The sequence below is a fragment of the Coriobacteriia bacterium genome, assembly GCA_031292615.1.
Taxonomy (GTDB): domain Bacteria; phylum Actinomycetota; class Coriobacteriia; order Anaerosomatales; family JAAXUF01; genus JARLGT01.
This window is the reverse complement of sequence record JARLGT010000108.1, coordinates 1-2,521: the sequence shown is the minus strand read 5'-3', so window position 1 is coordinate 2,521 and position 2,521 is coordinate 1. Positions and strand designations below refer to the sequence as shown.

At 64.9% G+C, this 2,521-nt stretch carries 1 protein-coding gene; it reads left to right on the top strand.

What is annotated here, in order from left to right:
- Positions 1–2,384 (top strand): isoleucine--tRNA ligase (ileS, locus tag P4L93_09690; GenBank protein MDR3687213.1); only part of this gene is annotated, 2,384 nt, incomplete at its 5' end.
- Between the last annotated feature and the right edge of the window lie 137 nt (positions 2,385–2,521).

The following is a 2,521-nucleotide window of genomic DNA, read 5'->3' as shown; positions in this document are numbered from 1 at the left end:
TCGTTGACGTGCAGCGCGACGAGTTCAAACGCCTCGGCGTGCGCGGCGACTGGGAAGACCCTTACCTCACCCTCAAGCACAGCTACGAGGCTGGCGACGTCAAGATCTTCTCGATGCTGTACGAGTCAGGTGCCATCTACAAGGGCCGTAAGCCCATCCACTGGTGCAAGCGATGCCACACGGCTCTGGCCGAGGCCGAGATCGAGTACTCCGACGAACAGAGCGACAGCATCTACGTGAAGTTCACCCTTACCGAGCCGGTCGAGGCGTTCTCCTCGGCAGGTCTGCCGGTCAGCGTGCTGATCTGGACTACGACGCCGTGGACGCTTCCTGCAAACGTCGCGGTCACTCTGGCGACGGACGCCGACTACGTCGGCGTACTCGTGGGCGAGGAAGTGCTCGTGTTTGCAGAGGCGTTGCTGCCCCAGGTTGCCGAAGTGGCGGGCTGGGACAGCACCTCACTGGTCGTCGGCGCCGACGGCGAGCCCGTGCGCGTGAAGGGCCGCGATCTTGAGGGTCTGCACTACGCGCAGCCCGTCCACGAGGGCGTGACCGGCGTCATCATCACGGGCGACCACGTTGAGCTCACGACGGGTTCCGGTGCGGTGCACACGGCTCCTGGTCACGGCGAGGACGACTACCTCGTAGGCATGAAGTTCGGCCTGCCGATGCCGATGCCAGTCGACGACAACGGCGTTTTCGACCAAGGCGGCGGGCCCTTCGCCGGCATGGCAATCGAGGAGGCCAACCCGGTCATCGTGGAGTGGCTTCGCGAGCGCGGCAGACTGCTCGCCTCCGGCAAGATCAGTCACAGCTATCCGCACTGCTGGCGATGCAAGCAGCCGGTCATCTTCCGCGCCACCGACCAGTGGTTCGTGTCGATGGACGCGACACACCTGCGCGAGCACGCGCTTCGCGAGATCGCGCAGGTCGAGTGGATTCCCGGCTGGTCGATCAACCGCCTTTCGTCGATGGTCGCCGATCGACCAGACTGGTGCATCAGCCGCCAGCGCGCGTGGGGCGTTCCGATCCCGGTGTTCGAGTGTGCCGCGTGCGGTGAAACTGTTGCGACGCCTGAGACGTTTGCGGCGGTTGAGAAACTCTTTGCGACCGAGGGCGCGGACGCCTGGTTCACCAGGGCGCCGAGCGAGTATCTACCTGAGGGCACGTCGTGCCCGCGCTGCGGGGGAACCGAGCTCAAGCCCGAGACCGACATCCTGGATGTGTGGTTCGAGTCCGGCGTGTCGCACACGAGCGTGCTGGAGACCCGCGACGAGCTCAAGCGTCCTGCCACGATGTATCTTGAAGGAAGCGACCAACATCGCGGGTGGTTCCAGAGCTCCCTGCTTACAAGCGTGGGTGCGTACGACATCGCCCCGTTCGAGAAGGTTCTCACCCACGGATTCATCGTTGACGGCGACGGTCGCAAGATGTCCAAATCGATCGGCAACACGATCTCGCCGCTCGATGTCATCGCCAAGTCGGGTGCAGACATCGTGCGCCTGTGGGTTGCGGCAGCCGACTACGGCCAAGACGTCAGCATCTCCGATGAGATCCTCGACCGCACGAGCGAGGCGTACCGGCGCATCCGCAACACGTTCCGCTTCCTGCTCTCCAACCTCTACGACTTCGACCCAGCGATCGACTCGATCGACTTTGCCGCGATGCCCGAGCTGGACCGCTTTGCCATGGCGCAACTCGCCGACCTCAACGCGCGCGTGACCAAGGCCTACGACGAGTGGCGCTTCCACGTCGTCTACCGCAGTATCTACGACTACGTCGGCGACCTGTCCGGCGTCTACCTCGACGTGCTCAAGGATCGCCTCTACGCCGACGCGCCCAAGGGCGTCTCGCGGCGTAGCGCGCAGACCGTGCTCTCGGCGATTCTCGGCGACCTGGTGCGCTTGCTCGCGCCCGTACTGTCGTTCACCTGCGAAGAGGTGTGGCAGTTCATGCCCGCGGCGCTGCGCGACGCCAAGAGCGTGCACCTGTCTGACTGGCCGATGCCCGTGCTTCCCGCCGAGCAGGCTGCCGGGTTGACCTCGGCGTTTGCCGTGGTGCTCGACGTTCGCGAGGCCGTCACGAAGGCACTCGAAGAGGCACGCGGCGCCAAGACAATCGGCAAGAGTCAGGAGGCTGCCGTCTCGGTCCTGGCGCCGTCCGATGTGATCGCTGTGCTCGAGAGTCGGGGCTCAGCGGAGCTTGCCGAGTTGTTCATCGTTGCGCAGGTACGACTCTCGGTCGCAGACGAGCTCGCCGTTGAGGTCCACGCGGCGAGAGGCGAGAAGTGCCCGCGTTGCTGGAACCTGCGCGAACTCGGCGTCGATGCCGCTCATCCCGAGGTCTGTGGACGATGTGCCGAGGTGCTCAACACGCTGGCCTAGACGATGCGCACGGCCTGCTCGGCGAGTCTTAGACAGACCGACCGGGTGGTACAATCAAAGGGAACCCAACCGTGGCCCGCCCCCCTGCCGGCCCCCCCCCAGTTGTCAAAGATCCCCCGCGGTTAGTCCACTAGTAC